Origin of the sequence: Kitasatospora sp. NPDC088351 (assembly GCF_040685575.1) — a bacterium.
In the GTDB taxonomy this organism is placed as follows: domain Bacteria; phylum Actinomycetota; class Actinomycetes; order Streptomycetales; family Streptomycetaceae; genus Kitasatospora.
On the sequence record NZ_JBFBIL010000010.1, the window covers coordinates 160,913 to 182,081 of the forward strand.

Sequence of the window (21,169 nt, forward strand, 5' to 3'; positions counted from 1 at the left end):
GTGGCCGGGGCGCTGACCCGAGGGGTCGGCGACAGCGGAGATAGACCGATGGCGGACGCTCTCCGGGCTGTCGCCGCCCAGGGCCGGCGCCCCGAGCCGCTCGGGCTCAGGAGGATCCGACGCCCAGCTCCCGGGCGATGAGCATGCGCTGGACCTCGGAGGTGCCCTCCCCGATCTCAAGGATCTTGCAGTCGCGCCAGAAGCGGGCGACCGGGAACTCGTTCATGAAGCCGTACCCGCCGTGGATCTGGGTCGCCTCGCGGGCGTTGTCGACGGCGGCCTCCGACGAGTACAGCTTGGCAATGGCGGCCTCCTTCTTGAACGGTTCGGCGTGCAGCAGCCGGGAAGCGGCATCCCGCCAGGCCAGGCGGGAGGTGTGGGCGCGCATCTCCATGTCGGCGAGCTTGAACTGGATGGCCTGGTTGGCGCCGATCGGCCGGCCGAAGGCCCGGCGCGTACCGGCGTAGATGACGGACTGGTCGACGCACCCCTGGGCCAGGCCGGTGGCCAGGGCTGCGATGGCGATGCGGCCCTCGTCGAGGATCCGCAGGAACTGGGCGTAGCCACGGCCACGCTCGCCCAGCAGGTTGGCCGCGGGTACACGGCAGTCGGTAAAGGACAATTCACGGGTGTCGGATGCGTTCCACCCGACCTTCGAGTACTTCTTCGACACCTGGAACCCCGGGGTCCCGGTGGGCACGATGATGGAAGAGATTTCGCGCTGTGGCGAGGGGAATTCGCCCTCTTCACTCGAACGAGCGATCGGTTCGGTGAGCGCGGTGACCGTGACCAGCCCGGTGATCTCGGTGCCGGAGTTGGTGATGAAGCACTTCGTGCCGTTGATGACCCACTCGTCGGTGGCCTCGTCGTACCGGGCCGTGGTGCGGGTCGCCCCGGCGTCGGAGCCGCCCTCCGGCTCGGTCAGGCCGAAGGCCCCGAGGAGTTCACCGGACGTCAGCCGGGGCAGCCACTCCCGCTTCTGCTCCTCCGTGCCGAACCGGTGGATCGGCATGGCGCCGAGCGAGACCGCCGCCTCCAGGGTGATCGCGACCGAGGAGTCGACCCGGGCGAGCTCCTCCAGCGTGAGGCAGAGCGCGAAGTAGTCGCCGCCCATGCCCCCGTACTCCTCGGGGAACGGCAGGCCGAAGAGGCCCATCCGCCCCATCTCCCGCACGATCTCGTAGGGGAACTCGCCCTGCTCGTAGAACTCGCCGATCTTCGGCGCCACCACGTCCTGGGCGAACTCGGCGACGGTGCGCCGCAGTTCCTCGTACTCGCTGTTCAGCCGGTGGTCGAGCATGGTGATCCTCCTGAGGCCCGGCCGGGGTGGCCGCGGGCGTGATCGGGATGACCGGCGTCCGTCTGACGGTGTGACAGGCGCGCGGTGTGGTCGAGAGAGTGGATGTCGTACGGACGGTGGCGTCGGCCGGGCGGGTCCCGGACCGGCCGGCGCCGGGTGGTCGAGCCGGGCCGGCGTCAGCCCCGGCCGGTGCCGAGCAGCGCCTGGACGGTGCGGGACGGACTCGGGCGGCCGAGCTGCCGGGCCATCCAGCCGCTGGTGGCGACCAGGGCGCGCAGATCGACGCCGGTCCGGATGCCCAGCCCGTGCAGCATCCAGACCAGGTCCTCGGTGGCCAGGTTGCCGGTCGCGCTCTTGGCGTACGGGCAGCCGCCCAGGCCGCCCGCCGAGGCGTCGACCGTGGTGATGCCGCCGCGCAGCGCGGCCAGCGTGTTGCTGAGCGCCTGGCCGTAGGTGTCGTGGAAGTGCACCGCGAGCCGGTCGGCGGGCACACCCGCCTCGGCGAAGCCCTCCAGAAGTGCGGTGACCTGCCCCGGGGTGGCCACGCCGATGGTGTCGCCGAGGCTCAGTTCGGTGCAGCCCATCTCCAGCAGCCGCACCCCGAAGCCGATCACCTGGGAGGCGGGCACCGGGCCCTCCCACGGGTCGCCGAAGCACATGGAGAGGTAGCCGCGGACCCGGATCCCGGCCCTGGCGGCCCGCTCCACCACCGGCTGGAACATGTCCATCGCCTCGTCGGCCGACCGGTTGAGGTTGCGGCGGGCGAAGGTCTCGGTGGCGCTGGCGAAGACCGCGATGTCGCCGGTGTGGTGGGCGAGCGCGCGGTCGAGCCCGCGCTCGTTGGGCACCAGCACCGGCAGCCGCAGACCGGGGTGACGGGCCGGCAGGTCGGCGAGCCGGGGGACGAGCTCCTCGGCGTCGGCGAGCTGCGGTACCCATTTCGGGTGAACGAAGCTGGTGGTTTCGACCGTGCGCAGTCCGGCGGCCGCGAGCCGGGTGATGAACTCGGCCTTGACCTCGACGGGGACCAGGGCGCTCTCGTTCTGCAGTCCGTCGCGCGGGCCGACCTCGTGGATCCGGACCTCCTCGGGCAGGCCCGGGGCGTGGACGGGGTCGGGCAGGCCCAGGTCGAGGGCGTCCGGCTCGTGCGCGGGGGAGGCGTCGGCGGTCATGCCCGCACCTCCGCCGGGGTCCCGGCCGCCGCACCGGCGAGTGCCTGGCCGGCCGGCCCGTCCTCCGCGGCCTCGTTCTCGGCGGGGACGACCACGGCCAGCAGCTCCTCCATCGCCACGGTGGCGCCTGCGGTGGCCCGCAGTTCGCTCACGACGCCGTCGTGCGGGGCCGTGATCACGTGTTCCATCTTCATGGCCTCCAGGACGAGCAGTGGCTGGCCGCGGTGGACCGTCTCGCCGGCCGCGGTCTTGACGACGGTGACGGTGCCGGGCATCGGGGCGGTCAGGGCGCCGTGGTGGGCGCCGGCGGCGGTGGAGTTCTCGCCGACGGAGTCGTACCCGTGGACGGGCCAGGCGTCGCCGTCGATCCCGAGCCAGGTCACCGGGCCGGCGGCAGGGCCGGGTGCGTTGTCGGTGGCCTGTGCGAACGTCGTCTGCAGGCCGTCGACGGTGAGGTGCAGCCGGTCACCGGCCCGCGCGGCCCGGGCGCGGTGGACCGGGCCGGAACCGAGTCGGATTTCCATCTCAGGAGTGACGCCCGGGGGAATGTCAGTGGCCTCGGCTACGTTGCTCGCAGTGATCGGGCGAATGCTCACCGACACCGGGTCCTGGCCGGGGGCCCGGAGCCGATGGGTGGTCCAGGCGGCGTCACCGCCCATGCGCCAGCCGGAGGGAAGGGAGAACGGGTCGGTCCAGCCGTCGGTGCCGGCGGCGGGAGTGAGGTCCAGCTGCCGTGTGAGCGCGGCCGCGTAGTAGAGGAGGTGAGCAGGGGTCGGTACCTCGGACGGCCGGGATCCGGAGGTCTCGGTGGAGTCCGCGGCGGGAGCCGCGTCGGCCGGGGAGTAGGGCGAGGCCAGCAGTGCGGGCTGCTGCTGCGCCGTCTGTTCCACGAGGCCGGTGTCGAGCTGGGCGGCGACGACCTCGGGGTGTGCGAGGAGTCGCCGCAGGAAGCCCGTGTTGGTGGTCACGCCGAGGATCCGGGTGTCGGCCAGCGCGGCGCGGAGTCGGCGCAGCGCGGTCGCGCGGTCGGGGCCGTACGCGATGACCTTGGCGAGCATGGGGTCGTAGGCGCTGTTGATGACGGTGCCCGTGGCCACGCCCGAGTCCACGCGAACGCCCTCGCCCTGGGGCTCGTCCAGCACCAGGATGCGTCCGCCGGTGGGGAGGAAGTCCCGTTCCGGGTCCTCGGCGCAGATACGGGCCTCGATGGCGTGGCCCAGAAAGGAGATGTCCGGCTGGGTGAAGGACAGGCGCTCGCCCGAGGCGATCCGCAGCTGCCACTCGACCAGGTCCAGCCGTCCCGGCCGGTCCTCGGCCGGGCCGGTGGCCGCCGAACCGCCCACCGTGATGGCGAGTTCGGTGACGGGGTGCTCCACCTGCAGGCGGGTGTTCATCTCCATGAAGAAGAAGTCCCGTACCCCCTCGGTGGGGGTGGGGGAGTCCGGGTCGATGCCGGGAACGATGAACTCGACGGTGCCGGCCCCGGTGTAGCCGCAGGACTCCGCGGCGCGGACGGCCGCAGCGCCCATGGCGGCGCGGGTCTCGGCATTGAGCAGAACGGAGGGTGCTTCTTCGATCAGCTTCTGGTGGCGGCGCTGCAGGCTGCACTCGCGCTCGCCGAGGTGGACGGTGGTGCCGTGGGCGTCGGCGAGCACCTGGACCTCGATGTGGCGGGGCCGGTCGATCCAGCGTTCCAGCAGCAGGGTGTCGTCGCCGAAGGCGGTGCGGGCGACCCGTCGGGCGGCGGCGATCTCGGTCGGCAGGTCGGACCGGTCCCGTACCAGGCGCATGCCCTTGCCGCCGCCGCCGGCGGACGGCTTGAGCAGCACCGGGTAGCCGATCTCGTCGGCGGCCGCGACGAGTTCGCCGTCGGTGGGCGCGGTGGCCCGGCTGCCCGGGACGACCGGGACGCCGGCGGCCCGGACCGCCTCCTTGGCGTTGATCTTGTCACCCATCAGCTCGACCGCGGAGGGAGGAGGACCGATGAAGACCAGGCCGGCGTCGGCGCAGGCGCGGGCGAAGGCGGCGTTCTCGGCGAGGAAGCCGTAACCGGGGTGGACGGCCTGGGCCCCGGTGCGGCGGGCGGCGGCGAGGATCTGGTCGGTCCGCAGGTAGGTCTCGGCGGCCGAGCTGTCACTGCGGTCGGCCGGTCCGAGCCGCACCGCGAGATCGGCCTCGCGGACGTGGGGCGCGTCGGCGTCCGCGTCGCTGAACACGGCGACCGAGCGCACGCCGAGCCGCCGCAGGGTGCGGATCACCCGGACGGCGATCTCGCCACGGTTGGCGACCAGAACTGTGTCGAACATGGGAGGCGTTTCCTCCGGGTCGAGGGGAGCCGTACGAAGGAGATGGCGGGAAGGGGCCGCAGCGCCGGGTGTGGTGGCGCGGCGGCGGAATGGAGGTCACATCCGGAAGACGCCGAACGGACCGGGCGGCGGGAGCGGGGAGTTGGCGCAGGCGGTGAGGGCCAGGCCGAGAACGGTGCGGGTGTCCATCGGGTCGATCACCCCGTCGTCCCAGAGCCGGGCGGTGGCGTAGTAGGCGTTGCCCTGATGCTCGTACTGCTCGCGGACGGGGCGCTTGAACGCCTCCTCCGCGTCGGCGGGCCACTCCTCGCCGCGCGCCTCGAACTGGTCGCGCCGAACGGTGGCCAGGACCGACGCCGCCTGCTCGCCGCCCATCACGGAGATCTTCGCGCCCGGCCACATCCACAGGAAGCGAGGTGAGTAGGCCCGGCCGCACATCGAGTAGTTGCCGGCTCCGTACGAGCCGCCGATCACCACCGTCAGCTTCGGTACGCGGGTGCAGGCGACGGCGTTGACCATCTTGGCGCCGTGCTTGGCGATGCCGCCCGCCTCGTACTGCCGGCCGACCATGAACCCGGTGATGTTCTGCAGAAAGAGGAGGGGGATGCCGCGCTGGTCGCACAACTCGATGAAGTGGGCGCCCTTGAGGGCGGATTCGGAGAACAGCACGCCGTTGTTGGCGACGATGCCGACGGGGTGGCCGTGGATCCGGGCGAAGCCGGTCACCAGGGTCGCGCCGTACTCGGCCTTGAACTCGGCGAACCGGCTGCCGTCGACCAGCCGGGCGATCACCTCGCGTACGTCGTAGGGCGTGCGCGGGTCGACGGGGACGGCTCCGTAGAGCCCGGCCGGGTCCACGGTGGGCGGTTCGGCCGGGGCGAGCGGCCATGGCCTGGCCGGGCGCGGACCGAGCCCGGCCACGATGGTGCGGACGATGGAGAGGGCGTGGGCGTCGTCCTCGGCCAGGTGGTCCGTCACGCCGGAGGTCCGGGAGTGGAGTTCGCCGCCGCCCAGTTCCTCGGCCGTGACCACCTCCCCGGTGGCGGCCTTCACCAGGGGCGGTCCGCCGAGGAAGATCGTGCCCTGGTTGCGGACGATGACGGCCTGGTCGCTCATCGCCGGCACGTACGCGCCGCCCGCCGTGCAGGAGCCGAGCACGGCGGCGATCTGCGGGATGCCGGCGGCCGAGAGCCGGGCCTGGTTGTAGAAGATCCGGCCGAAGTGGTCGCGGTCCGGGAAGACCTCGTCCTGCATCGGCAGGAAGGCGCCGCCGGAGTCCACCAGATAGACGCAGGGCAGACGGTTCTCCAGCGCGACCTCCTGGGCGCGCAGGTGCTTCTTGACCGTCATCGGGTAGTAGGTGCCGCCCTTGACGGTGGCGTCGTTGGCGACGACGACCACCTCGCGCCCGGCGACCCGGCCGATGCCCGCGATCACGCCGGCCGCGGGCGCGGCTCCGTCGTACATCCCGTCGGCCGCCAGTGGGGCCAGTTCCAGGAAAGGCGAGGCGGGGTCGAGCAGGGTGTCCACCCGGTCGCGGGGGAGCAGCTTGCCGCGCGCGGTGTGGCGGTCCCGGGCCTTGGCTCCGCCGCCGAGGGCGGCCGCGCCGAGTTTCTCGCGCAGCTCGGCGACCAGGGCTCGGTGCGCTTCGGTGTTCGAGCGATAGGCCTCGGAGCCCGGGTCGACGGCGGTGCCGAGCCTGGGCGCGGGAGCGGTGGCTCCCGGTGGAACGGCTCCGGGTCCGGCGGTACCGGCCGCCCCGTTGCCATGGACGCCGGTCTGTGTACCGGCGGTTGAGATGACCATCCCAAGAGCTCCCTTGCCCTCGGCACCAGGTGGGCCGCAGGGCCAGGGTGTGCCCGCGACCCCCGCGTTAATGAGCGTTAACTCGTGCCGCCCAGGTTAACGGGCGATAACCGGACTGTCTACGATGGGCAGCATGCCGAACGTCCCAGCCACCTCAGCGCTCCCACGCCGTGACCAGATCCGCAAGGAGGCTGCCCGGCTGTTCGCCGCCCGGGGTTTCCTGGGGGTGGGCGTGGACGAGATCGGCAAAGCGGTCGGTATCAGCGGGCCGGGGCTCTACCGGCACTTCGCCGGCAAGGACGCGATGCTCGCCGACCTCCTGATCGGCATCAGCGAGCGCCTCCTGGAGGAGGGCCGCAGGCGTGCCGGCGGCGGTGCGGGTGGCGAGATCGATGCCGACGGCAGCGGCAATGGCAATGGCAATGGCAATGGCAATGGCAATGGCAATGGCAACGGCGATGGCAGCGGCAGCGAAGGCGCGGCCGCCGCGTTGGACGCGCTGATCGGCGGACACGTCGAGTTCGCGCTCGACGACCGCGACCTGATCACCCTGCACGACCGTGAGCTGCTGAACCTCAAGGAGGAGGACCGCCGGACGGTCCGCCGACTCCAGCGCGGCTACGTCGAACTCTGGGTGGACGTGGTCCGGCGGGCCTACCCGCCGCTGGCCGATCCCGGCGCCGAGCCGGTCGCGCGGGCAGCCGTGCACGCCGTTTTCGGCCTGATCAACTCGACCCCGCACAGCCTTGGCCCGAACCTCGCCCAGGGTGAGCGGGTCGGCCTCCAGCGCGATGACATGGCCTCCCTGCTGCGCCGGCTGGCGCACGGCGCCTTCTCGGCGGCGGCCGACGCCGCGGCGTCCGCCCGGGGCTGAACCCGGGCCCGGGTTCAGCCCGTTCGGGGCGCGCCGGTCCGGTGTGCACCTGCCCGGTGCACGCCCGTCCGATGTGCACACGCCCCGGTGTGTACGCCCGCGCCCGAGTGCCCACGCGTAGCGGCCTCGGCGCGCGGGTCGGGTCCAGGTGCGGCCTAGGCCCAAAGGGGGTGGCCCACTGCCTCGGAGGGCGGTGGGCGGTCGGCCTGCCGTCGTCCATGCTGGTAGCAGACGGCCGGGCGAGGTCCGGCCGGGAATCACCGCAGGTTGCGGGCTGTTGGCGGGTCAAGCGGGTCGGACACGTCGGCCTGCTCTGGCCTGAAACCCCATGGCGGCCACCCCACGGAATGGTTAGCATCCCTAAATATGCCTGAGACTCACGGATCTACGGTGGAGCTTTCCCCGGGCGGCACCCGAGCCGGTAACCGAGCTGGTACCCGGGGCACGCGGGGCAAGCAGGGCGGCACCGACGCGCCGGGTGACCGCACGCCCGGCCATGACACCCCGGGCGGCGGGAAGGACGCGTCGAGCGCGACACCGGCCCCCGGCGGTTCGGGCCACCCCGGCGGTTCGGGTTGGCTGCGGCGGCTGGTCGGCTACTGCTGGCGGTCGCGGCGCAGCGTCCTGCTGGCCTTCGGGGCCTCACTGGTCGGCATGGCCGTCACCTCGCTGGTGCCCCTGGCCACCAAGGTGATCATCGACGACGTCATCACCCGGCACACCCGCTCGCTGGCGCCCTGGGCCGTCGCGCTGCTGCTGGCCGCCGTCCTGGTGTTCGCCTGCACCCAGGTGCGCCGCTACTACGGCGGACGGCTCGCCCTCGACGTCCAGCACGACATGCGCAGCGACCTCTTCCGCTCGCTCGGGCGGCTCGACGGCCACCGGCAGGACCGACTGGACACCGGGCAGGTGGTCGGCCGTGCCACGTCCGACCTCCAGCTGATCAACGGCCTGCTCTCGATGCTGCCGATGATGACCGGCTACCTGCTGATGTTCGTCATGTCGCTGGCCGTGATGATCTGGCTCTCGCCGCCGCTCACCCTGATCGCCCTGGTGATGGGCCCGGCACTCTGGTGGATCTCGGTACTCAGCCGCAAGCGGCTGTTCCCCGCCACCTGGGCCGCCCAGCAGGAGGCGGCGGCCGTCGCGGGCGTCGTCGACGGAGCGGTCGGCGGCGTGCGGGTGGTCAAGGGCTTCGGCCAGGAGGCCCAGGAGCTGGACAAGCTGGAGACCGCCTCCCGCAACCTCTTCGCGGCCCGGCTGCGCTCCATCCGGCTCAACAGCCGTTACAACCCGGCGATGCAGGCGATCCCGGCGATCGCCCAGGTCGCCGTGCTGGCCTTCGGCGGCTGGCTGGCGGTCGACGGCCGGGTCTCGCTCGGCACCTTCGTCGCCTTCTCCACCTACGTGGCGCAGATGACCGGGCCGGTGCGGATGCTGACCATGGTCATCACGGTCGGGCAGCAGGCCAGGGCCGGGGTGGAGCGGGTGCTCCAGCTGATCGACGAACGCCCGCTGGTGCAGGAGCGTCCGGATGCGGTCGGCCTCGACCTGACCCGGGACGTCACCGACCCCGAGCACCCCGCCGAACCGCACCGCGCCGCGCCGCACCCCGCCCCGCCGCACGCCGCGAGGCCGCACCTCGCGAGGCCGCACTCTGCCAAGGGGCCCGCGGAGCGGGAGCCGGTCGGCCCGCGCACACCCGACGTGGCGCTGGAGTTCGACCGGGTCGAGTTCCGCTACGACTCCGACCACCCGGCGCCCGTCCTGCACGGGCTCAGCCTGAAACTCGCCCCCGGCGAGACGCTGGCCCTGGTCGGCGCGTCCGGTTCCGGCAAGTCGACGGTGGCGCAGCTGGTCCCCCGGTTCTACGATCCGGCGGCAGGCACGGTCCGCCTCTACGGCCACGACCTGCGTGATCTCACCCTCGACTCGGTCCGGGCGGCGGTCGGTATCGTCCCCGAGGAGAGCTTCCTGTTCTCCGAGACGGTCCGCACCAACATCGCGTACGGTCGGCCGGACGCCACCGACGAGCAGATCGTGGCCGCCGCCCGGGCGGCGCAGGCGGACGAGTTCGTCCGGCGGCTGCCCGACGGTTACGAGACCAAGGTCGGCGAGCAGGGCCTCACCCTCTCGGGCGGCCAGCGCCAGCGCATCGCCCTGGCCCGGGCGATCCTCACCGATCCGCGCATCCTGCTGCTGGACGACGCCACCTCGGCGGTCGATCCGCAGATCGAGGCGGAGATCCACGACGCCCTGCGCTCGGTCATGCGCGGCCGCACGACCCTGCTGATCGCCCACCGCCGCTCCACCCTCCAGCTCGCCGACCGGATCGCCGTCCTGGACCGCGGCCGACTGGTGGACCTCGGCACGCACGAGGAACTCGACGCCCGATGTCCCAGGTACCGGGCGCTGATCTCCGACCCCGAGGCCGGCCGGACCACGCCGCCGGCCATCTCCGAACGCCCGGCGGCACCAGAGGCGCCCGGAGCACCTGAGGGCCTCGAAACCCCCGAAGCCACCGCCCCGGCCGCAGGCACACAGACCGCCCCGGCCGGCCCAGCCCCTGCTCCGGTCCAGACCCCCGCCACCCCCGCCCTGGCCAAGGCGGCCCGCAGTGCCTCGCCCGATCTCCTCGCCAAGGTCGCGGCCCTCCCGCCGGCCACCGACACCCCGGCGATCTCCCGCGCCGAGGCCGAGGCCGGTGACCCCGACTTCACCCTCCGCCGGATGCTGCGCCCCTTCCGCCGTCCACTCGCCCTCGCCCTGTTCCTGGTCGCCCTGGACGCGGCCGCCGGGCTGGTGCTGCCGATCCTGATCCGGCACGGCATCGACGAAGGCGTCAGCCGGGCCATGATGTCCGGCGTGGCCGTCGCCGCCCTCGCCGCGCTGGTGATCGTCCTGCTGGACTGGCTGGTGCAGAGCGCCGAGAGCCAGGTCAGCGGTCGCACCGGCGAGCGGGTTCTCTACAGCCTCCGGCTCAAGATCTTCGCCCACCTCAACCGGCTGGGCCTGGACTACTACGAGCGCGAGCTGTCCGGCCGGATCATGACCCGGATGACCACCGACCTGGACTCGCTCACCTCGTTCCTGCAGACCGGGGTGGTCACGGCGGTGGTCAGTCTGCTGACCTTCGCCGGTATCTTCGCCGCGCTGCTGATCATCGACCCGGGGCTGGCCCTGGTGGTGTTCGCCGTGCTGCCGCTGCTGGTGGTGGCGACGCTGGTGTTCCGCAAGAAGTCCAAGGCCCAGTACGAGATCTCCCGGGACCTGATCAGCACGGTCAACGCGGATCTCCAGGAGAACGTCGCCGGGATGCGGATCGTCCAGGCCTTCCGCCGCCTGGACGCCAACACCGACCGCTTCGTCGCCCGGGGCTCCGCCTACCGTGAGGCCAGGGTCCGGGCCCAGCTGTACATATCGCTGTACTTCCCGTTCGTGCAGTTCCTCTCCAGCGTCGCCGCGGCGCTGGTGCTGATCGTGGGTGCGTCGCGGGTCGACTCGGGCACCCTCACGGTGGGTGCGCTGGTCGCCTACCTGCTCTACATCGACCTGTTCTTCGCGCCGGTCAACCAGCTCTCACAGGTCTTCGACGGCTACCAGCAGGCGGCCGTCGGTCTGGGCCGGATCCGCGAACTGCTGCGCACCCCGACCACCACCGCCGAGGCCGCCGACCCGGTACCGGTCACCGGCGGGCTCCGCGGCGATATCGACTTCGAGGGCGTCGGCTTCGCCTACAACGGTGGTGCGGCCGGCTCCCCCGAGGTGCTCTCCGGCGTGGACCTGCACATACCCGCCGGTCAGACGGTGGCGCTGGTCGGCGAGACGGGCGCCGGCAAGTCGACGCTGGTCAAGCTGGTCGCCCGGTTCTACGACGCGACGGCGGGCACCGTCCGGGTGGACGGCGTCGACCTCACCCGGTACGACCTCGCGCAGTACCGCCACCGGCTCGGCGTCGTGCCGCAGGAGGCGTACCTGTTCGCCGGTACGGTGCGCGAGGCGATCGCGTACGGCCGGCCCGCGGCCTCGGCGGCCGAGGTGGAGGCGGCGGCCAGGGCGGTCGGCGCGCACGACATGATCGTCCGGTTGCCGGGCGGCTACGACCACGAGGTCGCCGGTCGGGGGCGGAACCTCTCGGCGGGCCAGCGCCAGCTGATCGCGCTGGCCCGGGCCGAGCTGGTCGATCCGGACATCCTGCTCCTGGACGAGGCCACCGCGGCACTCGACCTGGCCACTGAGGCGGCGGTCAACCACGCTGCGGACCGGCTCAGCGGTGGTCGTACGACCCTGGTCATCGCCCATCGCCTCACCACCGCCGAACGCGCCGACCGGGTCGTCGTCCTGGACCACGGCAGGGTGGTCGAGGACGGTACGCACAGCGAACTGCTGGCCCGGGGCGGCGTGTACGCACGGCTCTGGCAGGCGTTCATCGCCGACGGTCACCCGGCGCCCGAGGCCGGCCCCGGAGCGGTGGCCGAACCCGTGGTCGGGTAGGCCCGGGCCCGGGTAGGCCGCCCTGACCGGGCCCCGGCCGGGCGTGATCGGCGGAAGCCGGAACAGCCCTCCCGGGCCCGTTCGCAAGCCCGGTCCGGGCCGGGGAAACGACGGCGCCGCAGGAAGCACGTGGCGACCGGGCGGCCTCAGGCGGCGATCAGCGAGGCCAGCAGCCCGGACGCGTCGATCCCGCGCGGCAGGTCGCTCACCTGCCCGTCGCCGACCTCGACCACCCGCCAGCCGGAGCCGTCGGCCCGGCCGGCGAGGTCGGTGGTGACGAAGCGGCAGCCGAGTGCCCGTACCAGCGGCCGCACCCCGGTGAGATCCGGTTCGACGGGGTGGTCCGGCGCGTCCGGGTGCGGTCCGACCAGCACGGGTTCGCCGTCCAGCCACCAGACCCGGGCCTCGACCGCCCGCCGCTCCCCGTTGTCCCCGCCCGCGCCTCCGGCCCGCTCGAACTCCTCGTACCGCCGCAGCACCACCCCGCCGGCCAGGAACTCGCCCTGGAGTTCGACGAAACGCGCCACCACCCGTCCGACGGCCGGCAGGTCCGCCAGATCGGGGATGTAACAGGCCTCGTCCCACTCGTGCTTGCGGGATTTCACATAGTCCTTGACGATGGCCGGGCCGCTCCCGCCGAGCCGTTCGACGGCGGCCGCCAGCTCCGCGGGCCCCGGTGCCGGAACCCCGCCCGCCGCGGCCGCCGTCGGAACCGGCACCGGGATCCAGACACTCGGCGGTGTGGCCCCCTCGAACACTCCGTACCAGCCGGGCAGTTCGTGCGCCATGGCGTAACCGGCCGCGCTGGTCAGCAGGTTGGCGCCACGGCCGCCCAACTCCCGGGCGAGGGACGTGTAGTGGGCGGAGGGGACCATCCACCCCCGGTACCAGAGCGGTCCGCAGCCCCGGGGCACCCGCCGAACCGCCTCCCCGAGGTTCCCGGCGAGCAGCGCGTCAAGGTCGACGAGGTGGTGCTTGCCGCCCAACTCCCTGAGCAACCGGGCCTCCCGGACGAAGTGCGGGTCGGGTCGGAGCGGGTTGAGCGGGTCGGCCGGGAAGAGGACCGCGGGTACGCGCATGGGCGCCAGGGTAAGGCCACCATCCGTCGGAGACACCGTGTCCCGCCAACGCCGCCTCCCGCCGCGGCCGATGTCCTCCCGGTCGGCAGCGCGGCCCGGGCAATCCGCTCGACGCCCCCGGTCCGCGCTGGGAGAGTGACCCGATGCGAAATCTGCTGCGACACCCGAAGCGGGCCCCGAAGCGGATCCCGAGGCAGGCGGCCAGGACGGTGGTGCTGGACGGGAACGGCTCGGTCTTCCTGCTCCGCTCCGACAACGTCGAGGTCGGCGTGCACTGGACGATGCCGGGCGGCGGTCTGGAGGCGGGGGAGACCCCGTGGACCGGCGCGCGCCGGGAGCTCTGGGAGGAGACCGGCTGGACCGATCTCGAACCCGGCCCGCTGCTCTGCACCTGGGAGCACGACTTCACCTGGCACGGCACGCCCGTTCGCCAGCACGAGCACATCTACCTCACCAGCGGGCCGCACCGGGGCCCGGTCGGCGACGTGAGCGCGGTGCACGCCACCGACAAGATCCTCGACGGGCGCTGGTGGACCCCGGCCGACCTCGCCGACGAGCACGCCGACGCCCTCTGGCCGCCCCGGCTTCCGGAGCTGCTGTCGGCGGTCCGGGAGAGCTGGATCACCGGCCGGCGCGCACCGGTCTCCGTCGACCTCGGCTACATCCCGAACGGCCCGACGCCGTAGCGGGCCGGGCGTCGTAGCGAGCCCGACGTCGCAGTGGGCCCGGCGCGTTCCGGTGCGGTGTTACCGCCCGCCGCGCCGGCCCGGCCCGGAGCCGGCGCGCCAGTCGTGCAGGTCGAGCTCCCGGTCGTGCAGCGCGCCGGGGCTGATCAGCACCGACAGCCGGGCGTCGGCCAGCTCGTCGTAGCCGAGGCCGGTGGTGGTCAGCAGCTGTTCGGTCGGTACCGAGACGGCGATGGCGGGCCGCCAGTCGGGCAGCACGACCAGGCAGGTGCCGGGACCGATCCTGATCAGGTCAGCGGTCACCCGGACCGGCTGCCGCTCCTCAGGACGGCCGACGGCCTCGGGGAGGTTCGGGGTACCGCCGATCAGGATGCCGAGCGGTGTCTCGACACCGGGCCCGGCATCGGCCACCCGGGCGGCCCCGCCACCGGGCGGATCGGCGGCAGCGGGAACGGCCTCGGCCGCCACCGCCTTCCCGTGCGCGGCCTCCGTCATGGCGGCCTCCGCCCGGGGATGCATCCGGCGCAGCCGCCGGGAGGGTGCGGGACGCCTGGACAGGGCGGTGCGCAACTCCTCCTGGGCGGCCCGCAGCACCGGGACGGCCCGTTCGGAGGCCGGCTCCGCCGGGCGCTGGAGCCGGACGAAGCCCTCGTCACGGTCACCGGCGCCGAGGGCGGCGCCACCCTCGGCCAGCAGCGCATGGACCTCCGCGACGGGCCGTCGGCAGGCGGCGGCGAGCTCGGAGAGCGACCGCCCCTGCGCGTACGCCGACCGCAGCCGCTCGGCCAGGCCCGCGCGGAGCCGGGCGGCCGTCTGGTCGCCCTCGCCACCCGCACCGGAACCACCCGTACCGGTGCCGCCGGCACCCGAGCCGCCGGCACCATGACCCGCACCGGCACCCGCACCGCCTCGCGGCCGCGGCACCGAGCCGTCGCGCCCGGCGCCCAGCGCGCCGCCGCTTGCCCCAGCCGCACCCGTCGCGCCGGTCCCGGCGGCCGCCCCCGGGTCGGCGGCCGACACGATGGAGCAGCGTCCGGCGGCGGGCACGGCCGAGGACCGCTCCCCGTCCGCGGGCTCGCGCTCGGGCAGACCGCGCGGAAGCACATCAGGCGCGGGCAGGCCGGATGAAGTCGGGTCGGTTGCGGTCTGGTCGAGCGTGGTCATCGGCACGAGCCCTTCGGGGTACGGTCCCGACGATCCTCCCGCACCCCGGGACCAGCTCCAAGCGCCCGTGTTCCGGTTGTGTGCGACGCCACCGTGCCGCCCGCCCCTTCCGTCCCGTCCGTCACCTCGGAGCGGTGGAAATCAGGCGCCGGGCGCGACGAAGCCCTTGAGGTCGGCCAGCACCGCGTTGGCCGCGGTGACGCCGAGCCCGAGGAACCACGTCTCGTCCGAGACCGGCCGCGCCTGGCCGGACTTGACCGCGCCGAGGGTCTTCCAGAGCGCGCCGCCGAGCACCGCGTCCTGGTTGGTGGAGCTGGGCGAGCCGTAGACGCCGTAGAAGATCCAGTCGGCGTCGGCCTGGTCGATCTGCTCGGGGCTGATCTCGACCGCAAGCTCCTTGACCTGCTCGATCCGGGGCTGCGGCAGCGGCACGTCGGTGAGGATGGTGCCGATGAAGGACAGCTCCGCGTACAGCCGGGTCCTGCCCGGCATGAAGCGCAGCGGCGTGATGGTGGGCCGCTTGTCGCCGAGCTCGGCACCGATCGCGGTGGCCGCGCTCCGGTACGCGTCGAGCTGCGCCCCGGCCTCCGCCTCCAGGCCGAACGGGCTCGCGTTGAGCTGGAAGTTCTGCTTCCACGGGTAGCCGGGGCGCAGCGAGAAGACGGTCGGCGCGATCTTGGAGAGCTGGGCGTACTGGTCCTGGGCGCGCAGCTGGCTGCCGAGGATCAGGTCGGGCTTGAGCGCGGCGATGGCCTCCAGGTTGAGGCTGTTGATGGTGCCGACGCCGGCCGGGTTGCCGGCCGTGTCCTTGAGGTAGGACGGCATGGTCTTGGAGCCGTCGGTGTGGACGACGCCGACCGGCTGGATACCCAGCGAGACCACGTTGTCGAGCTCACCGGTGTCCAGCACCACGACCCGGACGGGCTTGGCCGGGATGACGGTCTCGCCCATGGCGTGCTTGATGGTGCGCGGGTAGACGCCGGGCGCGGCGTCGGTGCCGAAGCCCTTCATCTTCTCGATCACGCCGGTGTAGTCGTCGCCGCCCTGCTTGACCGACTTCTGGTTCGGCGACGAGCCGGACGAGGCCTGCGTCGAGCCTCCCGGTCCGGCCGGTCCGCCGGACCCGCCGCAGGCGCTGAGCAGCCCGCCGAGACCGAGGACGGCACCGCCGGTGAGGCCCGCGGCGAGGAACCTCCGCCGGGAGGGGGTGCGGCCGGCCGGGGGCCGGTCGGCGGAGGTCCGGCTGACGAGGGTCAGGTCGGCGGGGTGGGGGGCCACGCGACGCTCCTTCGCGATCGGGGTTAGGTGAGGCAAACCTATCCCAGCTGTGCGAAAGGGGTGGAAGGGTCGCTTTCGGCCGAGGGGTAAAACGTCTCAAAGCATGACATAAGGAATAAATCAACTTGACGCCAACCCTTCGAAACAAAGGTACACCGGTTAACAAGCCGTTAATACATCGCCTATCGTTCCCGCGATGCGAAGGAATCGAAGTGAGTGGCTTAGATCACCAGGGGTTGGCCTACACAACCTTCACTGCTCCCACCTAGGGTGCGCTGGTGTTTGATCAGCAGCTCTCAGAGCACGGAAGCAGCGGACGGGCAACGGCGCCCGTCGCTCCGCAGGGTGCCCCGGTCAGTGGCACCAGTGGTGGCGTTCCCGAGCAGGGTGCGGCGGGGGCAACGGGGGACAAGGGTCTACAGGGCAACTCGGTCGGCCTGTTGGGCAGCGTGGTCCTGGGCGTCTCCACAGTCGCCCCGGTCTACTGCCTGACCGCGACACTGGGGCCGACCGTCACGGCCGTCGGCGTGCAGATGCCTGCGGTCTTCCTGGCCGGCTTCCTGCCGATGCTGCTGGTCGCGTTCGCGTACAAGGAGCTCAACAAGGACTTCCCGGACTGCGGCACGTCCTTCACCTGGACGGTCAAGGCCTTCGGCCCCCGGATCGGCTGGATGGCGGGCTGGGGCCTGACGGTCGCCACCATCATCGTGCTCTCCAACCTGGCCGGGGTGGCGACCAACTTCCTCTACCTGATGCTCGGCGAGATGACCGGCAGCAGTTGGGTGACGGAGCTGGACCAGAACAAGGCCGTCCATCTGCTCACGGTGGTCCTGCTGATCGCCGGCGCCACCGCGATGAGCTACCGGGGCATGACGGCCACCAAGTGGTTCCAGTACAGCCTGGTCGGCCTCCAACTCGCGGTGCTGCTGCTCTTCTCCGGCATCGCCATCAGCAAGGCCGTCTCCGGCGACCTGCCGCACTCGATCGGCTTCTCGGCGTCCTGGCTCAACCCGCTCCAGGTGAGCTCGTTCAGCGCCTTCACCGCCGGCCTGTCGCTCTCGATCTTCATGTACTGGGGCTGGGACACCTGCCTCACCATGAACGAGGAGACCCTCGGCAGTGCCAAGACCCCGGGCCGGGCCGCGATGATCTCCATGGTCACGCTGGTCGGCTCGTACCTGCTGGTCGCGATCGCCGCCCAGATGTTCGCGGGCGTCGGCACCACCGGCACCGGCCTGGGCAACCCTGCCACCGCCGACAACGTCTTCTCCGCGCTGGCCCGGTCGGTGCTCGGCTCGCCGTGGAGCATCCTGCTCTTCCTGGCGGTCGTCGCCAGCGCCGCCGCCAGCCTGCAGACCACCTTCATCCCGGTGGCCCGCACCCTGCTCGCGATGAGCGCCTACCGGGCCGTGCCGCCGCGCTTCGGCGCGGTCCACCCGCGCTTCCGCACCCCCGGCTACGCCACCGTGGCGGCCGGCATCGCCACCGCCGTCTTCTACGTCGGCATGAGCCTGATCAGCGAGAACGTCGTTCAGGACACCATCCTGGCCCTCGGTCTGATGATCTGCTTCTACTACGCGCTGACCGCCTTCGCCTGTGTCTGGTACTTCCGCGGCTCGCTCCGCGGCAGCCTGCGCGACCTGCTGGTCAAGGGCGTCGCCCCGCTCCTCGGCGGTGCACTGCTCAGCGCGGTCTTCGTGCAGACCCTCACCGACGCGTGGAACCCGGACTACGGCAGCGGAGCCGTCTTCGGCATCGGCTCGGTGTTCGTCATCGGCGTCGGCATCCTGCTGCTCGGCGCCGTCCTGATGACCTGGTACGGCAAGCTGCGGCCGGAGTTCTTCCGCGGCGAGACGCTGCGCAAGGACACCCCCGCGCTGATCGTGGAGGACTGACGCTATCCTCGGGAGCATGAAGAGCTTCGCGGGTCTGTGCTGGTGGCCGTCCTAGGACGGCCACCAGCACACACCTGACCAGGGCCGTCCGGGATGGACGGCCCTGCCGCGTTTCCCGCGGGACGGGCCCGCACCCCGGACGGCCACCACCACCGCCGCACCGAGGAGCCACCGCATGACCGTCACCGGTCCCGCCGCCGAACGCCCCGCCGACCCCGCCGACCGCCCTGCCGAAGGCCCCGGCACCGACCTCGCCGAGCAGGTGCGCCGCGACCCGGCCGCCCACCGCGTCCTCACCGGGGACCGGCCGACCGGCCCACTCCACCTCGGCCACTACTTCGGCACCCTGCAGAACCGGGTCCGTCTCCAGCGCCTCGGCGTCGAGATGTTCGTCGTGGTCGCCGACTACCAGGTCATCACCGACCGCGACATCGCCGACCGGCTCGCCGAGCACTCCGAGAACCTCGTCCTCGACTACCTCGCCGCCGGCCTCGACCCCGACCGCGCCACGATCTTCGCCCACAGCGCCGTGCCGGCCCTCAACCAGCTGCTGCTGCCCTTCCTCAGCCTGGTCAGCGTCGCCGAACTCGGCCGCAACCCCACCGTCAAGGACGAGATCGCCCACTCCAGCCAGGCCGCCGTGAACGGCCTGATGTTCACCTATCCCGTCCACCAGGCCGCCGACATCCTCTTCTGCAAGGCGAACCTCGTCCCCGTCGGCCAGGACCAGCTGCCCCACCTCGAAGTCGCCCGCACCGTCGCCCGCCGCTTCAACGAGCGCTACCCGCACCCGGACGGCACCGGCGTCTTCCCCCGCCCCGAGGCCCTGCTCTCCGCCGCCCCGCTGCTGCTCGGCACCGACGGAGGCAAGATGAGCAAGAGCCGCGGCAACGCCGTCTCGCTCTCCGCCGACGAGGACACCACCGCCCGCCTGATCCGGGGCGCCAGGACCGACACCGAACGCCGGATCAGCTACGACCCGGCCGGCCGCCCCGAGGTCTCCAGCCTCGTCCTGCTCGCCGCGCTCTGCCAGGACCGGGCCCCGGAGCAGATCGCCGAGGAGCTCGGCGACGGCGGCGGCGCCGCGCTCAAGCGCACGGTGACCGAGTCCGTCAACGAGTACCTCCGCCCGATCCGCGCCCGCCGCACCGAGTTCGCCGCCGACCGCGGCTACATCCGGCAGGTGCTGCGAGACGGCGCCGAGCGGGCCAACGCCGTCGCCGACGCCACGCTCGCCGAGGTCAGGGCCGTGATGGGGTCAGTCTGAAGGCAGCGGGGCATACCTTCTCCGGGCCGTCCGCGGGACGGCCCGGAGACCGCCTCCGCTCCGCGCACCACCCAGCACCCCCCGCACACCTTCCCGGAAGGAACCCGGCCATGGACCAGCACCCGACCACGCCCGGCCGAGGGCTGACCCGCCCGCCGCACCTCCGCCCCGGGGACCACGTCGTCGTGGTCGCCCCCAGCAGCCCGATCGACCCGCAGCGGCTCACCGCCGGATGCGCGATCCTGCGCTCCTGGGGGCTGAGGGTCACCGTCGCCCCGCACGTCCTCGACACCCATCCCGTCCTCGGCCACCTCGCCGGTACCGATGCCGACCGGGCCGCCGACCTCCAGGCCGCCTGGCTCGACCCCACGGTCGACGCCGTCATCTGCGCCCGGGGCGGCTACGGAGTCCACCGCATGGTCGACCTGCTCGACTGGCGGGCCATGCGGGCCGTACCGCCCAAGCCGCTGGTCGGGTTCAGCGACGCCACCTCCCTGCACGAGGCCTTCGCCCAGCGGCTCGGCATCGCCACCCTGTACGGCCCGATGGGCGCGGCCGCCTCCTTCACCACCGACGGCCCCACCGCCGAACACCTGCGCCGGACCCTCTTCGAACCCACGGCCACCACCGTGCTCACCTCGTCCACCGCGACCGCCCTCGTCCCGGGCCGCGCCCGAGGCATCACGGCGGGCGGCTGCGCCTCCGTCCTCGCCGCCGAACGCGGCACCCCCGCCGCCCGCCCGTCCTTCGCCGGCTGCGTCCTGGTCCTGGAGGACGTCAACGAGCAGCCCTACCAACTCGACCGGATCCTCACCCAGCTGCTCCGCTCCGGCGCACTCGACGGAGTCACCGGCATCGCCCTCGGCTCCTGGGACGGCTGCGGACGGCCGGAACGGGTCAAGGCCGTCATGCTCGACCGCCTCGGCCCGCTCGGGATACCCGTGCTCTGGGAGCTGGGCTTCGGCCACAGCCCGTCCACCCTGACCGTCCCGCTCGGCGTCCCGGCCCTGCTCGACGCCGACTCCGGCACCCTCACCCTGGAACTGCCCGCCCTCGACGCACGGTGAGAACGGGCGGAAACGGTGAGTAGGGTGCGCCCATGAACGAGGACAGCCTCACCACCCTCGCCCTCGGTTTCCTTCGGGGTCCGGGCAGCAGCGCTCGTACGATCCTCGGACTGGCCGGCCCGCCCGGTGCCGGCAAGTCCACCCTCGCCCGGTATCTGATCGCCGAGGTCGAACGTGTCGAGGGCCCCGGCAGCGCCGCCTACCTTCCGCTCGACGGCTTCCACCTCTCCGCCGCCCAGCTCGACCGGCTCGGCCTGAGCCACCGCAAGGGCGCGCCCGCCACCTTCGACGCCCACGGCTACGTCGCGCTGCTTCGCCGGGTCGCCGCCGAGCGCTTCCAGGACATCTACGTCCCCGACTTCGACCGGGACCTCGACGAACCGGTGGCCGCCCGCCACGTCGTCCCGCCGCACGCGCGCCTCGTCATCACCGAGGGCAACTACCTCGCCGCCACCGAGCACCCCTGGCCCGAGGCCCGGCGGCTGCTCCGCGAGCTCTGGTACGTGGACACCGACGACGCCGTCCGCGAGCAGCGTCTGCTCGGCCGCCACCGCGCCGGTGGCCGGGACGAGGCCGTGGCCCGGCACTGGGTCACCAGCAACGACCACCCCAACGGCGAGTACGTGAAGGCCGGCCGCGCGCTCTGCACCCGGATCGTCCAAGGCGCCGATTTGCCTGTCGCCCCGGATGGGCGTAGTGTTCTCTAGTCGCTCGACAGGGAGCACCGGACACGCATCGGCGCGGACGGTCCCGGGGCGGCCAATCCACGAAACACCACTTC

General features: G+C 72.7%; 14 protein-coding genes. 7 read left to right on the forward strand and 7 right to left on the reverse strand.

The genetic code is table 11. The annotated features are described in order from the left end of the window. Positions 1–106 precede the first annotated feature (106 nt). The 4 genes from AB0P06_RS11110 to AB0P06_RS11125 form a co-directional block, all read right to left on the reverse strand. A complete protein-coding gene (locus tag AB0P06_RS11110) occupies positions 107–1,300 on the reverse strand; it encodes an acyl-CoA dehydrogenase family protein (RefSeq protein ID WP_363606779.1) in 1,194 nt (397 codons plus the stop codon). A gap of 176 nt (positions 1,301–1,476) precedes the next feature. Further along, on the reverse strand, positions 1,477–2,472 hold the full coding sequence (locus tag AB0P06_RS11115; RefSeq protein WP_363606780.1) for a hydroxymethylglutaryl-CoA lyase: 996 nt from the start codon (positions 2,470–2,472) through the stop codon (positions 1,477–1,479). Continuing rightward, positions 2,469–4,778, reverse strand: coding sequence for a biotin carboxylase N-terminal domain-containing protein (locus AB0P06_RS11120; protein ID WP_363606781.1), 2,310 nt, complete (start codon positions 4,776–4,778; stop codon positions 2,469–2,471). Before AB0P06_RS11120 ends, AB0P06_RS11115 begins: the two co-directional genes overlap by 4 nt. Positions 4,779–4,874: 96 nt before the next feature. After that, a complete protein-coding gene (locus AB0P06_RS11125; protein ID WP_363606782.1) occupies positions 4,875–6,584 on the reverse strand; it encodes a carboxyl transferase domain-containing protein in 1,710 nt (569 codons plus the stop codon). Between the two features lie 133 nt (positions 6,585–6,717). On the opposite strand from AB0P06_RS11125, the gene AB0P06_RS11130 reads away from it, so the two are divergent. After that, positions 6,718–7,458: a TetR/AcrR family transcriptional regulator gene (locus AB0P06_RS11130; RefSeq protein WP_363606805.1), complete on the forward strand. Its 741-nt coding sequence runs from the start codon at positions 6,718–6,720 to the stop codon at positions 7,456–7,458. 579 nt (positions 7,459–8,037) lie between these two features. Next, positions 8,038–11,952, forward strand: a complete 3,915-nt coding sequence (locus tag AB0P06_RS11135) for an ABC transporter ATP-binding protein (RefSeq protein ID WP_363606807.1) — start codon at positions 8,038–8,040, stop codon at positions 11,950–11,952. Positions 11,953–12,098: 146 nt separating this feature from the next. Here the strand turns inward: AB0P06_RS11135 and AB0P06_RS11140 are convergent, their stop codons facing one another. Then, a complete protein-coding gene (locus AB0P06_RS11140) occupies positions 12,099–13,031 on the reverse strand; it encodes an ATP-grasp domain-containing protein (RefSeq protein ID WP_363606783.1) in 933 nt (310 codons plus the stop codon). 143 nt (positions 13,032–13,174) lie between these two features. Here AB0P06_RS11140 and AB0P06_RS11145 point away from each other — a divergent pair, with 143 nt between their 5' ends. After that, positions 13,175–13,717 carry an NUDIX domain-containing protein gene (locus tag AB0P06_RS11145; protein ID WP_363606785.1) on the forward strand — a complete coding sequence of 181 codons (543 nt, stop codon included), beginning with the start codon at positions 13,175–13,177 and terminating at the stop codon, positions 13,715–13,717. Positions 13,718–13,777: 60 nt separating this feature from the next. Here AB0P06_RS11145 and AB0P06_RS11150 read toward each other — a convergent pair whose 3' ends face one another. Together AB0P06_RS11150 and AB0P06_RS11155 are read right to left on the reverse strand one after the other, a co-directional pair. Next, a complete protein-coding gene (locus AB0P06_RS11150; protein ID WP_363606787.1) occupies positions 13,778–14,881 on the reverse strand; it encodes a hypothetical protein in 1,104 nt (367 codons plus the stop codon). A 141-nt stretch (positions 14,882–15,022) separates the two neighbouring features. Beyond that, entirely contained in the window at positions 15,023–16,159 is a 1,137-nt protein-coding gene (locus tag AB0P06_RS11155) for an iron-siderophore ABC transporter substrate-binding protein (protein ID WP_363606788.1), read from the reverse strand. Positions 16,160–16,596: 437 nt separating this feature from the next. On the opposite strand from AB0P06_RS11155, the gene AB0P06_RS11160 reads away from it, so the two are divergent. The 4 genes from AB0P06_RS11160 (at position 16,597) to AB0P06_RS11175 (ending at position 21,095) form a co-directional block, all read left to right on the forward strand. Continuing rightward, complete coding sequence (locus AB0P06_RS11160) at positions 16,597–18,054, forward strand: APC family permease (RefSeq protein ID WP_363606809.1); 1,458 nt, start codon at positions 16,597–16,599, stop codon at positions 18,052–18,054. Between the two features lie 175 nt (positions 18,055–18,229). Continuing rightward, complete coding sequence (gene trpS, locus AB0P06_RS11165) at positions 18,230–19,321, forward strand: tryptophan--tRNA ligase (RefSeq protein ID WP_363606789.1); 1,092 nt, start codon at positions 18,230–18,232, stop codon at positions 19,319–19,321. A gap of 110 nt (positions 19,322–19,431) precedes the next feature. Further along, entirely contained in the window at positions 19,432–20,388 is a 957-nt protein-coding gene (locus tag AB0P06_RS11170; protein ID WP_363606790.1) for an LD-carboxypeptidase, read from the forward strand. 32 nt (positions 20,389–20,420) lie between these two features. Further along, positions 20,421–21,095 carry a nucleoside/nucleotide kinase family protein gene (locus tag AB0P06_RS11175; RefSeq protein ID WP_363606792.1) on the forward strand — a complete coding sequence of 225 codons (675 nt, stop codon included), beginning with the start codon at positions 20,421–20,423 and terminating at the stop codon, positions 21,093–21,095. The last annotated feature ends 74 nt before the right edge of the window (positions 21,096–21,169 follow it).